Raw genomic sequence first — 14,228 nt, forward strand, 5'->3', positions numbered from 1 at the left:
TTGCGCATCGCTATGCCCTTGAACGAGGGGTCATTCGATCCCCTGCGCTTTCAACCAAGCCAATAGCCCATTCACCGTCGGCTCTGTCTGGTTCGGTGACATCAGGCGACCGGCAATCACATGCGACATCGGATCATCCCCCGGCCCCATGGTGACAAGCTCAACCGTTGCTGGCGCACCCCAGGCCTCAGCCACCTTGTGGGTCTTGTCCGGGCGCACGACCTGATCATCATCCGAGAACCAGAACAGCGCTGGCACCAAAGCTTGTGAGAAATCAAGACCGTAGACCGTTTCGACCAGAACTGTCATCGGCACCACGGCCTCCCACGGGTAAACTGAAGTCCAGTACTTGTTCTTTTCTGGATCTGGCCCGGATACATCTCGTTTCGGCCCCATCAGCAGTGGCAACCAATCCCGAGCCCAAGGCAGACCGGGTATGAACGCCCCTGCCGCATTCACTCCGAAATTCGGCGATACGAACACCATCGCCGCGACATTCTCGCTGAGGTCCGGGTTTAAAGCAGCCGCCGCCGCCAGCGTGCCCCCGGTCGATGTCGAAATGACCACGACCTTTTCACCAACGGCTTTGGCCGCCGCGAGCCCCTCGGCCATGTCTTGCATCCAGCCCGAGGCGGTCGCATCGCCCATCGCGGCCCCACTGCGCCCATGTCCTTGCAAACGCGCGTACACCAGATTGGCGCCCAGAGCATCAGCAACCATATCTGGTACAGGGCGGATCTCTTCGGAACTGGCCGAGAAGCCATGGATATACAGCACCGAATAGGGCGTCCGCTGTTCTTTGAACCCGTCCTGCCAGATCACACGTTTTTCAACGCCGGGAACGATATCGTCAAAGGCGGATTCCGTGCTTTCAAAATAGACCTGAACACCTTCGCCAAATTTGCGGGGGTCGAAATCGGGGTCCACTTTCACTTCTTCCCGCGGCCCGAACCAATAGATCAGGCCTCCGATAACGATCAGAACCAGTAAAACCCGACCCAGCACCCATCCGAACCAACGCATCATTCACCCCCCAAAACGTCAAGCACGGCGTTCTCGATCAAGCCAAGGCACGGACCGTCCGAGAACCGATGATCCGCATCCTTGACCAGCAACAATCGCATTTCCGGTCCGGTCGCATGCTCTAGTAGGCGCACCGCTGTTTCAGTCGATACCGCCGTATCAGCCGTCCCCTGCAAAAAACGTACGGGAAACGGCAGATTCAACGCGTCCCGTAAAACCAGGCGCTGCCGACCATCCTCGATCATACGCTTTGTGATGATGTAAGGCTCCATATAGTCCGAGGGCAATTCCACATGCCCAACCTCATCCAGCGCCGCCTTTTGCGCATCTGAGAAGGACGCCCAATAGCCGTCCTCGGTAAAATCCGGAGCTGCCGCGATGGTCACCATGCCCACAATTCGCTCCGGCAACGCCTTTGCCAGCAGCAGCGCCTGCCAGCCACCCATTGAGGACCCAACGACCACCAAAGGCCCCTCGGTCAAGGCGCTCACCGCTGCTAGAGTGTCTTCGTGCCAATCGCCAATGCAGCCATCTGTGAACGCCTCAGAGCTTTCTCCATGCCCGGAATAGTCAAACCGCAAGAACGCCTGCACCCGCGCCTGTGCCCAGGCCTCAAGATGAACGGCCTTGGTACCCTCCATATCCGATTTCAAACCGCCCAGAAAAACAATGGTCGGACCGGCCCCTTCGCTCTTGTGATAAGCCAACCGCCGCCCCTGCGCCGTTTCTAAAAAATCTGTTGCTGCCATGGAGCCCTCTTTGCTTTCCTGACATCATGCACGCCCCCCGCCCAAGTGCAATTCCGTGATCCCTCTTCATCTGGCTAAAAATACCTCGGGGAGCGCGAGGGGCTGGCCCCTCGCTCCCGCTCTTGACACAATCCCCACCACCTGCCAAAGCAGCCAGACGCAAATAACCCGCAACCGGGCGTTCAGTGGGCGCCAAACCGACGAGGGGAGCCGATATGGCCCTGGATTCAAAATCCGTCTCTCTCACCTTTCCCGATGGCAATGCACGTTCCTATGACGCAGGCGTAACGCCCGCGCAGGTGGCTGCCGACATCTCAACCTCGCTGGCGAAAAAGGCCATCTCGGCCACTGTGGACGGCAAGCATTGGGACCTGCAATGGCCCATCGATGCAGATGCCCAAATCGCCATCCACACCATGAAGGATGAAGCGCAGGCCAATGAGCTGATCCGCCACGATCTGGCGCATGTCATGGCGCGCGCAGTGCAAGAAATCTGGCCCGCGACCAAAGTCACCATTGGCCCCGTTATCGAAAACGGCTGGTACTATGACTTTGACCGTGAAGAGCCATTCACGCCCGAAGATCTCGGCCTTATCGAGAAAAAGATGAAAGAGATCATCAACAAGCGAGACCCCGTCACAACCGAGGTCTGGGAGCGTGACCGTGCGACCGAATTCTACAAGGCAAACAACGAGCCCTATAAGGTCGAGCTGATCGAAGCCATTCCGGGTGATGAGCCTCTGCGCATGTATTGGCACGGCCACTGGCAGGATCTGTGCCGCGGCCCGCACCTGCAGCATACCGGTCAACTGCCGGGCGATGCCTTCAAGCTGATGAGCATTGCGGGCGCCTATTGGCGTGGCGACAGCGACCGCGCGATGTTGCAGCGCATCTATGGCGTAGCCTTCACCGGAAAGGAAAAGCTCAAAGCGCACCTGAACATGCTGGAGGAGGCTGCCAAGCGCGACCACCGCAAGCTGGGCCGCGAGATGAACCTGTATCACATGCAGGAAGAGGCTCCGGGTCAGGTGTTCTGGCATCCCAACGGCTGGAAAATCTACACCACCCTGCAGGACTACATGCGCCGGATGCAGGACCGCGATGGCTATGTCGAGGTCAACACCCCGCAGGTCGTCGACCGCAAATTGTGGGAGGCCTCGGGCCACTGGGACAAGTACCAGGAGAACATGTTCATCGTCGAAGTCGACGAAGAGCATGCCCGCGAAAAGGCGATTAATGCGCTGAAGCCGATGAACTGCCCTTGCCACGTCCAGGTGTTCAATCAGGGCCTGAAATCCTATCGCGACCTGCCACTGCGCATGGCCGAGTTCGGCTCTTGCGCGCGGTATGAGCCCTCGGGCGCGCTGCACGGAATCATGCGGGTGCGAGGCTTTACTCAGGATGATGGCCACATCTTCTGCGCCGAAGATCAGATCGAATCCGAGACCGCGAAGTTCATCGCCTTCTTGTCGAAGGTCTACGCCGACCTTGGCTTCCACGACTGGACCATCAAGCTGTCCACCCGCCCGGAAAAGCGGATCGGCAGCGACGAAAGCTGGGATTTCGTCGAGAAAGCCTTGGGCGATGCCTGCAAGGCCGCTGGCTATGAGTATGAGGTCCTCGAAGGCGAAGGCGCGTTCTACGGTCCAAAGTTGGAGTTCACTCTGACAGACGCCATCGGCCGCAACTGGCAATGCGGCACGCTGCAGGTCGACCCCAACCTGCCGCAACGACTGGATGCGAATTTCATCGGCGCGGACGGTTCCAAGCATCGGCCCTTCATGCTGCACCGGGCTTGTCTTGGGTCGTTCGAACGGTTCATCGGCATTCTGATCGAAGAACACGCTGGCAAGCTGCCATTCTGGCTGGCTCCGCGGCAGGTCGTTGTGGCCTCGATCACCTCGGACGCGGATGACTATGTGGCCGAGGTTGTTGAAACGCTCCGCGCCGCCGGCGTCCGGGCCGAGGCAGATATCCGCAACGAAAAGATCAACTACAAGGTCCGAGAACACTCGGTCGGCAAGGTTCCGGTCATTCTGGCCGTGGGTCACCGCGAGGTGGATGAGCGCACTGTAAGCGTCCGACGCCTAGGTGAAAAACAGACACAGGTTCAATCGCTTGAGACTGTAACAAATGAGCTGTCCAAGGCAGCCACCCCACCAGACCTGCTGTAACATTGGGTTGATTCTAACCGCTCATCCGGCCCTGAATTCGGGGCCGGATTGAAACATTTTACATTTTTCAATTCAAAAACAATTTGTTAACCTGCAAGAGGGCATGACAATGCCTGACGCGCTTGTGAGACACGGCCTCGTGAATTTAACTGTGGCTCACTAGTCGTTACCTTTGTCATTGTCACAAGCAGACATACGCAGTCATCAAAAGGATTACCGAGATGTCGAACACAGCCAAATCCCTGGTTATCGCAACAGCAGTCGCAGCCGCCGTTTCGGGCGCAGCAACCACCGCCTCCGCACAAGCGAAAGAGAAATGCTATGGCGTTTCGCTGGCCGGTCAGAACGATTGCGCCGCAGGCCCCGGCACCACATGCGCGGGCACCTCGACCGTTGACTATCAGGGCAACGCCTGGACTCTGGTTGATGCAGGCACCTGCGCCGATATCGAACTGCCTGCACAGGCAGACGGCACCCCGCGTAAAGGTTCGCTGGAAGAACTGAACCGCGACCTGCCGGCATAATATCTGCCATACGAGATCCAAGGGGCGGGCCAATTCGCCCGCCCCTTTTCGCGTGATCATAGGGAACTGACACATGCTGGACGACGCACTCAGGTCGAATCGCCTGCCCGCAGCGCCGGGTGTTGGGTATAAACCGCAGCACTTTGCACAGATCCTTGAACACGCACAGCCCGTCGCATGGCTGGAAATCCATGCCGAGAACTACATGGGCGACGGCGGCCGCCCGCTGGCGCAACTGCGCCATCTGTCAGAACAATTCCCTATCTCGGTCCACGGTGTTGGCCTGTCCATCGGCGGCGAAGGCCCGCTGGATGCAGACCATCTGGCGCGATTGAAACATCTGGTCGGCTGGCTGAACCCGGCCAGCTTCTCTGAGCATCTGGCTTGGTCGACTCATGACAGCCACTTCCTGAACGACCTTCTGCCCCTGCCCTATACCGATGCCACATTGACCCGCATCTGCGATCACATCGACCAGGTGCAAGAGGTGGTCGGACGGCAAATGCTGCTCGAAAACCCCTCCAGCTATCTGGCGTTTGAGGAAAGCACCTGGTCCGAGCCCGACTTCCTGCGCGAAGTTTCGAACCGAACCGGATGCGGGTTGTTGCTGGACGTGAACAACGTCTTTGTCTCAGCTACAAATCTGGACTTCTCGCCTCAGGGCTATATCGACGCCTACCCGCTTGAAAAGGTTGGTGAGATTCACCTCGGCGGTCACGATGAAGACGAAGACGACCACGGCAAACCTCTGCTGATCGACAGCCACGGGCGCGAGGTCGTTGATCCGGTCTGGGCGCTTTTGGACTATGTTCTGGATCGGTCGGGGCCAAAGCCGCTTCTGGTCGAGTGGGACACGGATGTCCCCGACTGGCCGGTCCTGCGGGACGAGGCCGAGCGCGCCCAAGCGGCACTGGAACGGATCCCGGCATGAGCGTGTCGCAAACCCAGTTCCGCGCCGCGCTTCTGGACGCCTCTACCCCGGTCCCGGATGGGTTGCTGGATTCCGAAAACCAACCCGCCGGTCGTCGGTTCAGCGTCTATCGCAACAATGTCGCTGTCTCACTGACCGAGGCCATGCAGCAGGCCTTTCCGGTGATCACCAAGCTGCTGGGGCCGCAGAATATGGACGGCCTTTCCGGCATTTTCCTGCGCCAGCACCCGCCTACATCCCCGCTGATGATGTTCTATGGTGAGGCGTTTCCAGCCTTTGTCGCCGAAATGCCTCAACTATCCCATCTGGGCTACCTTGCCGACATGGCCCGGCTGGAACTTGCCTTGCGCCACTCTTACCACGCAGCAGACAGCACGCCTGCGCACGCCGATGCGCTGGCCGTTCCGCCCGAAGACGTGATGCGCGCGCGGCTGAGTTTTGCCCCGGCGATGCGCGTAATCCGGTCGGATTGGCCGATCCACGCGATCTGGCGCTACAATTCGGAAGCGGATGCCCCGAAACCGGTCGCTCAGGCCGAGGACGTTCTGGTCACCCGCCCCGAATATGATCCCGCACCGCATCTGCTGCCCAAAGGCGGAGCAGACTGGATCGCACATATGCAAGCGGGCGACACCATCGGCAGCGCGTTCGAAAAAACCGCTGCCGACACGCCCGACTTTGATCTTGGAACCACTCTGGCACTGCTTTTGCAAGGCGGTGCAATAACCTCTGTGACTATCGAAAGGCTGGAGTCATGACTGCGCTCATCTCAATCCACAACTCCGTTTTGGGAAAGGTGGACCATGCGTCCGGTTGGCTGACGCCTACCCTCGCCCGGCTCGTGTTTATTGCTGTATTGCTCGTCTATTACTGGAATTCGGCGATGCTGAAGATTGATGGGTCGATCTTCTCGCCCTCCAGTGGTGCATTTGGACAGATTTTTCCGAAAGCCGCCGAAGCCGTGCTGTGGGACGTCACGCAGATGACGTTCTTCCAGCGTATCGTGATCTTCCTTGGCACCGTTGCCGAGTTCGTCCTGCCCGCACTGCTGCTGGTCGGACTGTTCACACGTCTGGCTGCAGTTGCAATGATCGGATTTGTCTGGGTGCAGACCATTGTCGACGTGACCGGCCATGGCGTGAAACTTGGTAGCCTGTTCAATGCTGCGCCCGACCTGGTGGATCAGCGCACCATGTGGACCTTCCTGTTCCTGGTGATGGTTATCAATGGCGCAGGCCCGCTGTCCCTGGATCGCATCCTGCGCCTGAAATAACTCAGAAATGAGCCTTGGGTTCGTCCGGTTTTCCCGCGGCGAGCCCAAGCACCCCAGCCACTGCAGCAAACGCAATCGGGAACATGGTGAATACACCGAAACCGAACGCGTAGTACATTCCTGCTGCCGAGGCCAACAGCAATATCCCCGCAATCAACGCCCGCGCATGGGCCATGGCCCCACCCGCGATCGCCAACAAAGGCGCAAGGATCGAGGCCGCTTGAATCAGGTCGGGGTTATCCACCTGCTCGGCAATCCCTTCGATATCGCCAAAATGCTTGATGGCTTCGACATAGCCATATCCGAAAAACCCGACAATCATACCGATCAAACCGGCGATGACGCCCAAAATCATTGCAGCGTTTCGCATGTATCTTCCTTTACAGTTCGTATCAGCAGATAGGTGCGCGGCTACGCAACACCAAGAGAGGCCCGCGTTTCAGCGGTCCAGCCCAGAAACAACTCTCCGTCCTTTTCGATGAGAGGGCGCTTCATCAGCGTCGGATGATCGGCCAGCAACTCCAACGGTGGCCGCGCGCGCTCGGTATCGTCCAATCCACGCCAGGTTGTTGACCGTGTATTGAGCAAAGCCTCGCCGAACGCGGCAAAAGCTTGCGAAAGGGTCTCAGCCGGAACTCCGTCCGCCCTTACATCCACGAGGGTCGCTTCTGGCAGCGATTTCAGTGCCTTACGGCAAGTATCGCAGTTTTTCAAACCATAAAGGCGCATTTTTGGGCTGCTCCTGCATTTGTAACTTTTTTATGCAAACTGGTTGGTTCCCAGCGGTATTTCTTGATTTTTTACTTCACCGTGCAATGTTGAAAAAGACGAAACGTGCGTTTCGGACTGTATCTGACCCAGAAATCAGCCCGATACGCCATTAAGTCGACCAAAGCCCCCACCAATTTGTGGGACAATGCGCAAGTAGAAGGAGACACGGGACATGCCAACCGGCACCGTGAAATGGTTTAACACTACCAAAGGCTATGGGTTTATTGCCCCTGATGAGGGGGGCAAAGATGTGTTTGTTCATATCTCGGCCGTAGAACGATCCGGCCTCACCGGACTCGCAGACAATCAGAAAGTCTCGTACGAGTTGCAGGACGGGCGTGACGGCCGCCAGATGGCAGCTGATTTGAAGCCGTTGTAACCTCCACCCCGCCAGATGTGGGGTGTTTCCAATCAAGGCTGACGGCCAATTTCAGGCCGTCAGCCAAATATTCCCTAGAAATCGGCGTTACCCACGTGTCGATTTCTCGTTGGTGCGGGCATGCCAGTCTTCGCCCATTGCCACGATGCAGGACGTTCCTGTCGCGTAAGTAACGACCATGGTCCAGTCGCCGCGGTCGCTGCTCCAGACCTCCATGATCTGCTCGGGCCCGCGCATGCCGGTTGCCACGCGTTCGGCGCCGAATTGGCGGGTCAGTTTCTCTTGCAGCCTAGGGGTCGCTTCACACAGTATTTCGGCTATAGGTGATTTTGCCTGCGTAGGTGACGCCAGCACAAGACACAGTGGGATCAGGCGAAACAGATAAGTCATGAAGCCAATGTAACAGCTTCATGACAAAACGTATATACAAAAGATATGCTTCTGAGGCTCAATCCTTGCGGATTACAACCTCGAACTCACGCCATTCTCGCGCCGTCATGCCCGAGTTCTCCTGGGTCACAGTCTCACCTGCCAACATCCGGCGCAGGCTGTCGACCATTTGGGCCGAGAGGTTAACGGCACCCAGCCGATAATCCTCGAACGCCCTATAGGCGAAAGGCACCCAATCGGCGACGATCTTGCACATCATATCGGCATAGACCCGGATCTCGTATTGGGCATGCGGGTCAGCGCGCAGACGCAGGAAGTGGAACAGATTGTGCAGGTCCACCTTCCAATACCACTGCGTATAGATGTTTGCCGGCAGGTTCATCCGCGCCAGTTCGCGCGCCAAACCCTGTTGCCCATCCTGATTGATCATCGCCTCGTAATTGTCATAACAGCGGGCGCTGTCGGCCTTGAGGATTTCCAGCACACGCGCGGCCTCTTCCCCTTCCAAGGCGGACCCACGGCCCTGGTTGTTGACCTCGGACTGCGCGGCCACGTGGTCAGGGGCGGGAATATAGAACTCACGGTCGAGAATTGAATAGCGCGCCGAGTATTCGTTCACATTGGCGGTCCGGTGGCGAATCCACTGGCGCGCGACGAAAACCGGCAGCTTTACATGCAGCTTGATCTCGCACATCTCAAACGGCGTCGAATGCCAGTGACGCATCAGATAGCGGATCAGGCCCTCATCATTTTGCACGGATTTGGTGCCCTTGCCGTAAGACACGCGCGCCGCCTGACAAATGGCTGCATCGTCGCCCATATAGTCGATGACCCGGACAAAACCGTGGTCCAGCACCTGATGGGCCGTGTACAGATGATCTTCCATGCCCGGTGCAACAACGCGGCGAGTTGGATGCGATTGCGCACGCTGCGCTTCGATCTCGGCCAGTTGGTCGGCAGACAGAGGCATGAAATTATCCTTTCCAAGAATGAGTCGACGCCCACTATATATCGTCAACTCCACCACTGGAACCGCGATATCTGCCGTAAACGGCGCGAAGTTCGAAATCGTGTTCCCGGCCCCTCTCGACACCTCGCGCAACCGCGCTAAGCTGCGCATCAAGCGAAGAAAAGGAGGAAGGCCAAGATGGGGCTGAGATATTTGCACACCATGGTCCGCGTGAAGGATCTTGAGAAATCAATGGCGTTCTATGAGCTGCTGGGCCTGAAGGAAACGCGGCGCCACGAAAGTGAACAAGGCCGGTTCACGCTGATCTTCATGGCCCCTCCCGGGCAGGAGGATCGCCCGCTCGAGCTGACCTATAACTGGGACGGTGACGATGCGCTGCCGAGTGACAGTCGTCATTTCGGTCATCTCGCCTATGGGGTCGACAACATCTACGAGACCTGCCAGCACCTGCAGGACAATGGCGTCGTGATCAACCGCCCGCCACGCGACGGTCGGATGGCGTTCATTCGCTCGCCCGACAACATCTCGGTCGAGTTGCTGCAAAACGGTGACGCACTTGAGCCCGCCGAGCCATGGAGCAGCATGGAGAGTACCGGGCACTGGTGATCCGCACTCTGACAGCACTGGGGTTGGCCGCGTTGGCCAGCCCCGCGCAGGCCGAAGACTGCCGGTTGGCCCTTTTGCTGGCGCTGGATATCTCGGTCTCCGTAGATCAGGCCGAGGATGCGCTGCAACGTCGGGGCCTTGCCGCCGCGATGCTCGCGCCCGAGGTTCAGGCCGCTTTTTTCTCGTCTCCCGCCCCTGTTGCGCTGGCCGTTTATGAATGGAGCGGCCGATCCACCCAGCACGTTGTCTTACCCTGGAAGTTGATCGAAAACGAAGGCGACCTGCTGGCCGCGGCAACCCGGATCAGCCAGTCCGATCGGTCAGATTCCGGGTCTGCCACCGCCATGGGGCATGCGCTGGCTTACGGGGCCACTATGCTAAAGGATGGTCCAGACTGTCTGTTTCAAACCATCGATCTGTCCGGCGACGGGGCGAATAATGATGGTTATGGCCCCAAAATCGCCTACAAGCATTTCCCTTTCGACGCTGTCACGGTGAACGGGTTGGTGATCAATGCCGCCGATTTCGAGGGCGAGTTATTTCTGGTTCCTTTCTTCGAAGAAAACGTCCTGCACGGACCGGGTGCTTTTCTTGAAATCGCGCAGGGGTTTGAAGACTTTGAGCGTGCCATGCGCCGCAAGCTGGAACGAGAATTGAGCGGCCTGCAATTGGGATCTCTGCAAGAAACAGGCCATAGATGACAAGGTTGCTCGCGCTTGTTGTTTGCCTTTTAGCAGGATCCGTTTCGGCGCAATGCCGTCAAGCTCTGGCGCTTGGGTTGGACGTGTCCGGCTCTGTGGACGTTCACGAGTACAGGTTGCAGATTGATGGTTTGGCTGCTGCGTTGCGACGCCCTGAAATCCGCAAAATCCTTTTGGCAAACCCGGCATATCCCGTTCGCCTGGCCGTGTTCGAGTGGAGCGAACCCGGCCATCAGCGCGTGCTTGTAAAATGGACCGAAATCCGCACCGAATCTGATCTAGGCAGGATCGCGGCGAGACTGGGCGACGTGACCCGCAGCGCCGCGCCGCAAGGTACAGCAGTGGGCGATGCGATGCTGTTTGGCGCGGACCTTTTGAGCCAACAACCGGAGTGTTGGAAGCGCACTCTGGATTTGTCCGGAGATGGGAAACACAATCTCGGCCTCCATCCACGTGCCGCCAAAGCACTGCTTCAGGATACTGGCATTACCATCAACGGTTTGGTGATCGGTGTCGACGACTCCAACTACGGCGACCAACGGGATGTCCAGATTGGAGAGCTGTCCGCCTACTACAACGCTTGGGTCATCCTTGGCCCTGATGCGTTTGTCGAGGTCGCACTGGGTTTTCAGGCCTATGAGGACGCCATGACCCGCAAACTGATCCGAGAGCTGCAAGGAATCATCCTATCCCAAGCCTCTGATCAGTAGATATAACGAATCTGGTCCGTCCAATAGCGTTCGACCCGACGCAGCGAAGTGGTGATATCCTCGATCCCCTCCGACCCCAGCACGCCGCGATTCTGCAACCCTTCGGCATGGCGCAGGAACAGCTCGGACACGATATCCCGAATCTCGCGCCCCTGTGGCGTCAGACGGACGCGGACCGAGCGCCGGTCAATCTCGCAGCGTTGGTGGTGCATATACCCCATCTCGACCAGTTTCTTGAGGTTGTAGCTGACATTGCTGCCCTGATAGTAGCCGCGGCTTTTCAATTCGCCGGCGGTCACCTCATGATCGCCGATGTTGAACAGCAAAAGCGCCTGAACCGCGTTGATTTCCAGCACGCCCACCCGTTCGAACTCATCCTTGATGACGTCCAGCAACAGACGATGCAGACGCTCGACCAGAGCGAGCGCCTTAAGATAACTGGTCATGAAGCCTTTGGCCCCCGACGCAGAGACCTGCATTTCCATACTCATCCGACCCTCCGATTCAGCCGTGTCGTTTCAGACACGATGACCTGAATTTCCGAAAAATCGGTTAAGTCTGATTTTCTTTATTTTTGAAATGTTTGCGCGATATCTGCGATCAGATCAGCGAAAGGATCAGGCGTATTGACCTGCCCTGTGACCCATTGATACAGGTCCTGATCGTTTTCCTGCAGAAGCGCGTCATACAAATCCAGCCCGGCCGTATCCATCGTGTTCAGGTTGCGTTCGGCATAAGCCGACAGGATCAGATCCATCTCTTTGATCCCCCGCCGCATGGAGCGCATTTGCAGGCGTTTGATCCGGACCTCGCGTGTTTCAGTCATTCTTGTCCTGCTCCAGCATCAAACGCAGTTTCTTTTCCAAGCGGGCGGCCCGCTCTGCGCTGGCCCGCATCTCGCCACGAATGGCACGCAATTCGGCAACCGCGCCTGCCAGTTCCAGACTGGCTTCGCCTTCTTCAACGGGGGCCTCCATGCCTTCGCCTTCACCGGTCAGCAGCCACATGATCGAGACGTTGATCATGCCCGCCATCATCGACAAGCGATTGGCGCGCGGTTCGGACAGGTCGTTTTCCCAGGCCGCGATCGTTGCCTTCTTGACACCCAGACGACGCGCCAATTGTGCTTGTGTCATCCCCGCCGCTTCGCGCGCCCCGGCCAGTCTGTCTCCGAACGTTGCAGCATCCGGTCCGTACCAGTCGGTTTCGTCGTTCATCGGGGTCTCCAATTCTGGTGTGTCATACAGCTTGATCGTCAATCGGGCGCACCCTATGACAGACAAGTTGAACATACAAACCGAGGCCGCTCATGAGTTTCCTGTCTGCGACATTGTCACGCGTAAAACCCTCTCCGACCGTCGCGATGACCGCAAAAGCGGCCGAGTTGAAAGCCGCCGGGCGCGATATCATCGCCCTTAGCGCGGGTGAGCCGGATTTCGATACGCCGCAGAACATCAAGGATGCAGCTGTCGCAGCCATCGCTGCGGGCAAGACCAAATACACTGCGCCCGATGGCATTGCCGAGCTGAAACAGGCGGCCTGCGCCAAGATGAAACGCGATCACGGGCTGGACTATACGCCCGCGCAGATCTCAGTCGGAACGGGCGGTAAGCAGACGCTCTACAACGCGCTGATGGCAACGATGAACGAAGGCGATGAGGTTCTGATTCCGGCGCCCTATTGGGTCAGCTATCCCGATATGGTTCTGCTGGCAGGCGGAACGCCTGTTGTGGTCGAGACCACGTTGGAAAACAGCTTCAAACTGACGGCCGAGCAGCTCGAAGCCGCGATCACCCCCAAGACCAAGTGGTTCATTTTCAACTCGCCCTCGAATCCCACAGGCGCGGGCTACAGCCGGGACGAGTTGAAAGCGCTGACCGACGTTCTGATGCGCCACCCGCATGTCTGGATCATGTCGGACGATATGTATGAACACCTCGCCTATGACGGGTTTGAGTTCTGCACCCCGGCCGAAGTTGAGTCCGGCCTCTATGATCGCACGCTGACCTGCAACGGCGTCTCCAAAGCCTATGCGATGACCGGCTGGCGGATCGGCTATGCCGCTGGTCCGGTCGAGATCATTGCCGCTATGCGTAAGATCCAGTCCCAGTCTACGTCGAACCCTTGCTCGGTCAGCCAATGGGCAGCGGTAGAGGCGTTGAACGGCACGCAGGACTTTCTGGCCCCCAACAATGAGACATTCAAACGCCGTCGCGATCTGGTCGTCGGCATGTTGAACGCCATCGACGGGATCACCTGCCCGACGCCCGAGGGCGCGTTTTACGTCTACCCCTCAATCGCGGGGCTGATTGGCAAGACCACGCCGCAAGGCACGGTGATCGACTCGGATGAGTCCTTTGCCACCGCCCTACTGGAAGAACATGACGTTGCCGTCGTCTTCGGTGCAGCCTTTGGCCTGTCGCCGAACTTCCGGGTCAGCTACGCCACCTCGGATGAGGCATTGACCGAGGCCTGCACGCGTATCCAGCGTTTCTGTGCCTCTTTGACCTAAAGCGTTTTGCGTTTTATCTGAAGCAAGATTGTCGAAATGCGCGTTCGACCGAAGGGAGAGGCAGCGTAATTCGATTCAAATCAAACGCAAAGCGATCTAAGCCGGAGCCACGCATGACCGCAGAGCTGCCAGAGTATTATTTCCGTGTCCGAGAAAACGGGGCCGTGGTGTTCAAGATCGACACTGAGAACCGGCAGCAGCGGATCGAGATGGATCAGATCGCGGTCATCAATATCCGAAACGGAGAGGTCAAGCCGCATGGTCAACGCAGCCTGACCGAGGCCGACAAGGCCGAGATCGCCCGATGGATGGATGCGCGCAAAGCCCTGCTGGCCCAGCGCGATATCGACGATATTCACCGGGCCGTCGACTACCTGAACCTGACCACGCAATGGGCGCAGTCAAAAGCCTCGGAAGAACAACTTGAAGAGGTAACCGACCGGCTGTTGATGGCGATGCACGATCTGCGCTCGGTTCTGGTGCGCAAGAAAGCGGACCGGCTGAAGGGCGGCTGA

General features: G+C 58.1%; 20 protein-coding genes. 11 read left to right on the forward strand and 9 right to left on the reverse strand.

Annotated elements, in window-relative coordinates; genetic code table 11:
- Positions 1-30: 30 nt before the first annotated feature.
- Positions 31-1,026 carry an alpha/beta hydrolase gene (locus ACR3FB_RS10850; RefSeq protein WP_480563899.1) on the reverse strand — a complete coding sequence of 332 codons (996 nt, stop codon included), beginning with the start codon at positions 1,024-1,026 and terminating at the stop codon, positions 31-33.
- Positions 1,023-1,772: an alpha/beta fold hydrolase gene (locus tag ACR3FB_RS10855; RefSeq protein ID WP_480563897.1), complete on the reverse strand. Its 750-nt coding sequence runs from the start codon at positions 1,770-1,772 to the stop codon at positions 1,023-1,025. The genes ACR3FB_RS10850 and ACR3FB_RS10855 overlap by 4 nt, the downstream gene beginning before the upstream one ends.
- 215 nt (positions 1,773-1,987) lie before the next feature.
- On the opposite strand from ACR3FB_RS10855, the gene thrS reads away from it, so the two are divergent.
- The 5 genes from thrS (at position 1,988) to ACR3FB_RS10880 (ending at position 6,674) form a co-directional block, all read left to right on the forward strand.
- Entirely contained in the window at positions 1,988-3,946 is a 1,959-nt protein-coding gene (gene thrS, locus ACR3FB_RS10860; protein ID WP_480563895.1) for a threonine--tRNA ligase, read from the forward strand.
- Positions 3,947-4,167: 221 nt separating this feature from the next.
- Entirely contained in the window at positions 4,168-4,470 is a 303-nt protein-coding gene (locus ACR3FB_RS10865) for a BufA1 family periplasmic bufferin-type metallophore (RefSeq protein ID WP_170374122.1), read from the forward strand.
- Between the two features lie 73 nt (positions 4,471-4,543).
- On the forward strand, positions 4,544-5,401 hold the full coding sequence (gene bufB / locus ACR3FB_RS10870; protein ID WP_419739971.1) for an MNIO family bufferin maturase: 858 nt from the start codon (positions 4,544-4,546) through the stop codon (positions 5,399-5,401).
- Positions 5,398-6,159: an HvfC/BufC family peptide modification chaperone gene (locus ACR3FB_RS10875; protein ID WP_419739972.1), complete on the forward strand. Its 762-nt coding sequence runs from the start codon at positions 5,398-5,400 to the stop codon at positions 6,157-6,159. The genes bufB and ACR3FB_RS10875 overlap by 4 nt, the downstream gene beginning before the upstream one ends.
- A complete protein-coding gene (locus ACR3FB_RS10880) occupies positions 6,156-6,674 on the forward strand; it encodes a DoxX family protein (protein ID WP_170459064.1) in 519 nt (172 codons plus the stop codon). The genes ACR3FB_RS10875 and ACR3FB_RS10880 overlap by 4 nt, the downstream gene beginning before the upstream one ends.
- 1 nt (position 6,675) lies before the next feature.
- Here ACR3FB_RS10880 and ACR3FB_RS10885 read toward each other — a convergent pair whose 3' ends face one another.
- Together ACR3FB_RS10885 and ACR3FB_RS10890 are read right to left on the reverse strand one after the other, a co-directional pair.
- Complete coding sequence (locus ACR3FB_RS10885; protein ID WP_170459066.1) at positions 6,676-7,044, reverse strand: hypothetical protein; 369 nt, start codon at positions 7,042-7,044, stop codon at positions 6,676-6,678.
- Positions 7,045-7,085: 41 nt separating this feature from the next.
- Positions 7,086-7,403: an ArsC/Spx/MgsR family protein gene (locus tag ACR3FB_RS10890; RefSeq protein ID WP_480563892.1), complete on the reverse strand. Its 318-nt coding sequence runs from the start codon at positions 7,401-7,403 to the stop codon at positions 7,086-7,088.
- A gap of 214 nt (positions 7,404-7,617) precedes the next feature.
- Between ACR3FB_RS10890 and ACR3FB_RS10895 the strand changes: the two genes are divergently transcribed.
- Positions 7,618-7,824 (forward strand): cold-shock protein, encoded by a 207-nt coding sequence (locus tag ACR3FB_RS10895; protein WP_008758035.1) that lies wholly within the window; start codon positions 7,618-7,620, stop codon positions 7,822-7,824.
- A gap of 87 nt (positions 7,825-7,911) precedes the next feature.
- On the opposite strand, the gene ACR3FB_RS10900 is transcribed toward ACR3FB_RS10895, so the two are convergent.
- Both ACR3FB_RS10900 and thyX read right to left on the reverse strand, forming a co-directional pair.
- Complete coding sequence (locus ACR3FB_RS10900) at positions 7,912-8,214, reverse strand: hypothetical protein (RefSeq protein ID WP_170640906.1); 303 nt, start codon at positions 8,212-8,214, stop codon at positions 7,912-7,914.
- 58 nt (positions 8,215-8,272) lie between these two features.
- Positions 8,273-9,184, reverse strand: a complete 912-nt coding sequence (thyX, locus tag ACR3FB_RS10905; RefSeq protein WP_419739974.1) for an FAD-dependent thymidylate synthase — start codon at positions 9,182-9,184, stop codon at positions 8,273-8,275.
- 177 nt (positions 9,185-9,361) lie between these two features.
- Between thyX and ACR3FB_RS10910 the strand changes: the two genes are divergently transcribed.
- From ACR3FB_RS10910 to ACR3FB_RS10920, 3 genes are read left to right on the forward strand one after another with little or no spacing between them, the layout of a single operon-like run.
- Positions 9,362-9,790 (forward strand): VOC family protein, encoded by a 429-nt coding sequence (locus ACR3FB_RS10910; RefSeq protein WP_170374130.1) that lies wholly within the window; start codon positions 9,362-9,364, stop codon positions 9,788-9,790.
- Positions 9,757-10,491, forward strand: coding sequence for a DUF1194 domain-containing protein (locus tag ACR3FB_RS10915; RefSeq protein WP_480563889.1), 735 nt, complete (start codon positions 9,757-9,759; stop codon positions 10,489-10,491). Before ACR3FB_RS10910 ends, ACR3FB_RS10915 begins: the two co-directional genes overlap by 34 nt.
- Positions 10,488-11,201, forward strand: a complete 714-nt coding sequence (locus ACR3FB_RS10920) for a DUF1194 domain-containing protein (protein WP_480563887.1) — start codon at positions 10,488-10,490, stop codon at positions 11,199-11,201. Before ACR3FB_RS10915 ends, ACR3FB_RS10920 begins: the two co-directional genes overlap by 4 nt.
- On the opposite strand, the gene ACR3FB_RS10925 is transcribed toward ACR3FB_RS10920, so the two are convergent.
- From ACR3FB_RS10925 to ACR3FB_RS10935, 3 genes are all read right to left on the reverse strand, one after another.
- Positions 11,195-11,692, reverse strand: coding sequence for a MarR family winged helix-turn-helix transcriptional regulator (locus tag ACR3FB_RS10925; protein WP_480563885.1), 498 nt, complete (start codon positions 11,690-11,692; stop codon positions 11,195-11,197). The genes ACR3FB_RS10920 and ACR3FB_RS10925 overlap by 7 nt on opposite strands.
- 77 nt (positions 11,693-11,769) lie before the next feature.
- The gene (locus ACR3FB_RS10930) at positions 11,770-12,027 is read right to left on the reverse strand and encodes a succinate dehydrogenase assembly factor 2 (RefSeq protein WP_480563883.1); all 258 of its coding nucleotides are present in this window, start codon (positions 12,025-12,027) and stop codon (positions 11,770-11,772) included.
- Complete coding sequence (locus tag ACR3FB_RS10935; protein WP_170374367.1) at positions 12,020-12,418, reverse strand: helix-turn-helix transcriptional regulator; 399 nt, start codon at positions 12,416-12,418, stop codon at positions 12,020-12,022. The genes ACR3FB_RS10930 and ACR3FB_RS10935 overlap by 8 nt, the downstream gene beginning before the upstream one ends.
- Positions 12,419-12,510: 92 nt before the next feature.
- On the opposite strand from ACR3FB_RS10935, the gene ACR3FB_RS10940 reads away from it, so the two are divergent.
- A complete protein-coding gene (locus tag ACR3FB_RS10940; protein WP_170666396.1) occupies positions 12,511-13,713 on the forward strand; it encodes a pyridoxal phosphate-dependent aminotransferase in 1,203 nt (400 codons plus the stop codon).
- Positions 13,714-13,826: 113 nt separating this feature from the next.
- Complete coding sequence (locus ACR3FB_RS10945; RefSeq protein WP_170721660.1) at positions 13,827-14,228, forward strand: hypothetical protein; 402 nt, start codon at positions 13,827-13,829, stop codon at positions 14,226-14,228.

The organism is Ruegeria sp. AO1, from assembly GCF_056535985.1.

Excerpts from the sequence above, each read along its gene's own strand:
- ACR3FB_RS10850 (WP_480563899.1), bottom strand. The coding sequence starts at position 1,026 with ATGATGCGTTGGTTCGGATGGGTGCTGGGTCGGGTTTTACTGGTTCTG.
- ACR3FB_RS10855 (WP_480563897.1), bottom strand. The coding sequence starts at position 1,772 with ATGGCAGCAACAGATTTTTTAGAAACGGCGCAGGGGCGGCGGTTGGCT.
- thrS (WP_480563895.1), top strand. The coding sequence starts at position 1,988 with ATGGCCCTGGATTCAAAATCCGTCTCTCTCACCTTTCCCGATGGCAAT.
- ACR3FB_RS10865 (WP_170374122.1), top strand. The coding sequence starts at position 4,168 with ATGTCGAACACAGCCAAATCCCTGGTTATCGCAACAGCAGTCGCAGCC.
- bufB (WP_419739971.1), top strand. The coding sequence starts at position 4,544 with ATGCTGGACGACGCACTCAGGTCGAATCGCCTGCCCGCAGCGCCGGGT.
- ACR3FB_RS10875 (WP_419739972.1), top strand. The coding sequence starts at position 5,398 with ATGAGCGTGTCGCAAACCCAGTTCCGCGCCGCGCTTCTGGACGCCTCT.
- ACR3FB_RS10880 (WP_170459064.1), top strand. The coding sequence starts at position 6,156 with ATGACTGCGCTCATCTCAATCCACAACTCCGTTTTGGGAAAGGTGGAC.
- ACR3FB_RS10885 (WP_170459066.1), bottom strand. The coding sequence starts at position 7,044 with ATGCGAAACGCTGCAATGATTTTGGGCGTCATCGCCGGTTTGATCGGT.
- ACR3FB_RS10890 (WP_480563892.1), bottom strand. The coding sequence starts at position 7,403 with ATGCGCCTTTATGGTTTGAAAAACTGCGATACTTGCCGTAAGGCACTG.
- ACR3FB_RS10895 (WP_008758035.1), top strand. The coding sequence starts at position 7,618 with ATGCCAACCGGCACCGTGAAATGGTTTAACACTACCAAAGGCTATGGG.
- ACR3FB_RS10900 (WP_170640906.1), bottom strand. The coding sequence starts at position 8,214 with ATGACTTATCTGTTTCGCCTGATCCCACTGTGTCTTGTGCTGGCGTCA.
- thyX (WP_419739974.1), bottom strand. The coding sequence starts at position 9,184 with ATGCCTCTGTCTGCCGACCAACTGGCCGAGATCGAAGCGCAGCGTGCG.
- ACR3FB_RS10910 (WP_170374130.1), top strand. The coding sequence starts at position 9,362 with ATGGGGCTGAGATATTTGCACACCATGGTCCGCGTGAAGGATCTTGAG.
- ACR3FB_RS10915 (WP_480563889.1), top strand. The coding sequence starts at position 9,757 with ATGGAGCAGCATGGAGAGTACCGGGCACTGGTGATCCGCACTCTGACA.
- ACR3FB_RS10920 (WP_480563887.1), top strand. The coding sequence starts at position 10,488 with ATGACAAGGTTGCTCGCGCTTGTTGTTTGCCTTTTAGCAGGATCCGTT.
- ACR3FB_RS10925 (WP_480563885.1), bottom strand. The coding sequence starts at position 11,692 with ATGAGTATGGAAATGCAGGTCTCTGCGTCGGGGGCCAAAGGCTTCATG.
- ACR3FB_RS10930 (WP_480563883.1), bottom strand. The coding sequence starts at position 12,027 with ATGACTGAAACACGCGAGGTCCGGATCAAACGCCTGCAAATGCGCTCC.
- ACR3FB_RS10935 (WP_170374367.1), bottom strand. The coding sequence starts at position 12,418 with ATGAACGACGAAACCGACTGGTACGGACCGGATGCTGCAACGTTCGGA.
- ACR3FB_RS10940 (WP_170666396.1), top strand. The coding sequence starts at position 12,511 with ATGAGTTTCCTGTCTGCGACATTGTCACGCGTAAAACCCTCTCCGACC.
- ACR3FB_RS10945 (WP_170721660.1), top strand. The coding sequence starts at position 13,827 with ATGACCGCAGAGCTGCCAGAGTATTATTTCCGTGTCCGAGAAAACGGG.